Origin of the sequence: Dolichospermum sp. UHCC 0352 (assembly GCF_009711925.1) — a bacterium.
Lineage (GTDB): Bacteria > Cyanobacteriota > Cyanobacteriia > Cyanobacteriales > Nostocaceae > Dolichospermum > Dolichospermum lemmermannii.
In genome coordinates this window covers 1-2,885 of the sequence record NZ_VIKY01000304.1, presented here as the reverse complement: position 1 = coordinate 2,885, position 2,885 = coordinate 1, and the positions used below count along the sequence as shown (strand labels likewise).

Sequence of the window (2,885 nt, the reverse complement as noted above, 5' to 3'; positions counted from 1 at the left end):
GTTCCCTCCCCTTTACAAGGGGAGGGTTAGGGTGGGGTAAAAAATATTTGATACATCAACCATAACTTTTCAAACACCCTCTTAGATGTCAAAATGAAAATGCGATATCCCAACTTGCAGACGTGAAAAATCCCAAACGCTTGTATTAACCCAAGTTGCTAGTTATAATAAGCCTTCTAGATCCCCCTAAGTCCCCCTTAAAAAGGGGGACTTTGATTAATTTCCCCCCTTTCTAAGCTACGGTGTACACACAAGTCCTATCTATCTTAGTTTTGTGCCTATTTCGCCCCCTAAATCTCCCAAGTTTGGGGGACTTTCAAATTCTTGTTCCCCCAGAATTGGGGGTTAGGGGGCGGTTCTTATACCTCATAATACCGAGAAGTGCTGTAAATCATAAAAACAATATAGGGTGAGCAATGCCCACCCTATAGTATTATTCCATCACCTGTGCTGACTTCTGTTTATCCAACTTGAGCATCAACACACCCAAAGGAGGTAAACACAAATCCAAAGAATAAGGACGATTGTGCAAAGACCAATCATCAGTCCACTTACCACCTAAATTGCCCATATTGCTACCGCCATACTGACGAGCATCACTATTGAACAACTCTGTATAAAAACCCTTTTCAGGAACACCAATACGGTAGTGCGAATGGGGTTGAGGTGTAAAATTACAAACCACAATCATAAAATCGTCAGAATTCTTGTCACGACGGACAAAAGAAACCACACTATGACGGTTATCAGTACAATCAATCCACTCAAACCCCGCTTGGTCAAAATCTTGAGTATATAAAGCTGGTTCAGAACGGTAAAAAAGATTAAGAGACTGGAAAAAATCCTTTAACTGTCGGTGTGGTTCAAACTGTAATAGATGCCATTCCAAATCAGCCCAAGCATTCCACTCACTCCACTGACCAAATTCCATGCTCATAAACATGGTTTTCTTGCCGGGGTGAGCGAACATATAAGCGAACAGACAGCGGATATTAGCTAACTTCTGCCATTCATCACCGGGCATCTTGCCGATGATATTACTCTTACCATGGACGATTTCATCATGGGACAGAGCTAACATGAAGTTTTCGCTGTGGTTATACCACATACTAAAGGTAATATTGTTTTGATGGAACTGACGAAACCACGGGTCCATGCTGAAGTAATCCAGCATATCGTGCATCCAACCCATATTCCATTTTAAATTAAAGCCCAATCCACCTGTGTAGGTAGGCCAAGATACCATTGGCCAAGATGTGGACTCCTCCGCAATGGAAAGCACACCAGGGTAATAACTAAATAACAAACTATTAACTTGACGTAAAAAATCTGCCGCTTCTAAATTTTCTCGACCACCATATTCGTTAGTCAACCATTCTCCTGGTTTTCGGCAGTAGTCAAGGTAAAGCATGGAAGCGACAGCATCAACACGAATTCCGTCAATGTGGTATTTATCAAACCAGAACAGGGCATTAGCCACTAGGAAATTACGGACTTCATGGCGATTGTAGTTAAATACTAAAGTCCCCCATTCCTTATGTTCACCTTTGCGGGAATCAGAGTGTTCATACAAGTGGCTACCATCAAAGAAGGCTAAACCATGTCCATCTTTGGGGAAGTGGCCAGGAACCCAGTCTACAATGACACCAATACCATTGTTATGGCATTCATCCACAAAGTACATGAAGTCTTCAGGTGTACCAAAACGGGAAGTAGGCGCAAAATAACCAGTTACTTGATAACCCCAAGAACCATCAAAGGGATGTTCGGCAATTGGGAGGAGTTCTAAATGGGTATATCCTAATTTCTTGACGTAGGGAATGAGTTTATCTGCTAGTTCTCGATAAGTCAGAAACCGAGCGCCGGGTTTTAGTTCAGAAACGACAACTACAGCTTCAGTTTCCCCATTGGGTAATTTGGCAGGTTCAGCACTAGCAGCGTGTAACCAAGAGCCTAAATGGACTTCGTAAACGGAGATGGGTTGGCTCAAAGGGTCACTATGCCGCCGCTTTTCCAGCCAGTCTTCGTCATTCCAGGTGTAGGAATTTAAGTCAGTGACAATAGATGCGGTTTTTGGCCGTGGTTCTTGCTGGAAACCGTAGGGATCGGATTTTTCGTAAATATGCCCTTCAAAATTTTTGATTTCGTATTTGTAATGTTCTCCTACACCTATTTCGGGAATAAATAATTCCCAAATGCCTGTGTGTCCTTTCCGCATCTGGTGTTTGCGTCCATCCCACAGGTTAAAATCTCCCAATAAGGAAACGTTGCGGGCATTGGGGGCCCAAACGGCAAAATAAACGCCTTTGACACCATCTACTTCTGTGGTGTGCGCTCCCAATTTCTCGTAAATGCGGTGATGGTTGCCTTCACTAAATAAATGTAGATCAAATTCTGTTAAGTGGGCAGAACGGAAAGCGTAGGGATCATTAACCACTCGCTCATGTTCCCCTTCTTTAATGCGTAACTGATAATTTTTTAGTTCTGGGGTTTCAATGGTGCATTCAAAAAAGTGTGGATTATGCACTGTATCCATTGGGTATTCTTTCCGTTCCTCTGGAACTACTACCCACGCAGCGCTGGCATTTGGGAGATAGGCTCGCACAGCCCAGACAGTTTTACCATTTTGCTCGATGAGATGAGAACCCAGAATTTCAAAGGGATCGTGATGTTGATTGCCAACAATGCGATTAACCTGTTCAGGGGCGACTGTGGTTGTGGACATGAAGCTACCTATGTGATATATGGTGATTAACTAAATCTACTTTTTAACTATTCATATTCTTGCATCTTTGTCGCCACTGTCAGTTGTCAGTTGTCAGTTGTTAGTTGTCAGTTGTCAGAAAGAAATTTCTCCCCAACCTCCCCAACCTCCCCAACCTCCC

1 protein-coding gene is annotated in these 2,885 nt (G+C 43.0%); it reads right to left on the bottom strand.

Annotated features, from left to right (window positions below):
• Positions 1-433: 433 nt before the first annotated feature.
• Positions 434-2,725: a 1,4-alpha-glucan branching enzyme gene (glgB, locus tag FJR06_RS22085; RefSeq protein ID WP_168652280.1), complete on the bottom strand. Its 2,292-nt coding sequence runs from the start codon at positions 2,723-2,725 to the stop codon at positions 434-436.
• Between the last annotated feature and the right edge of the window lie 160 nt (positions 2,726-2,885).

Excerpts from the sequence above, each read along its gene's own strand:
- glgB (WP_168652280.1), bottom strand. The coding sequence starts at position 2,725 with ATGTCCACAACCACAGTCGCCCCTGAACAGGTTAATCGCATTGTTGGC.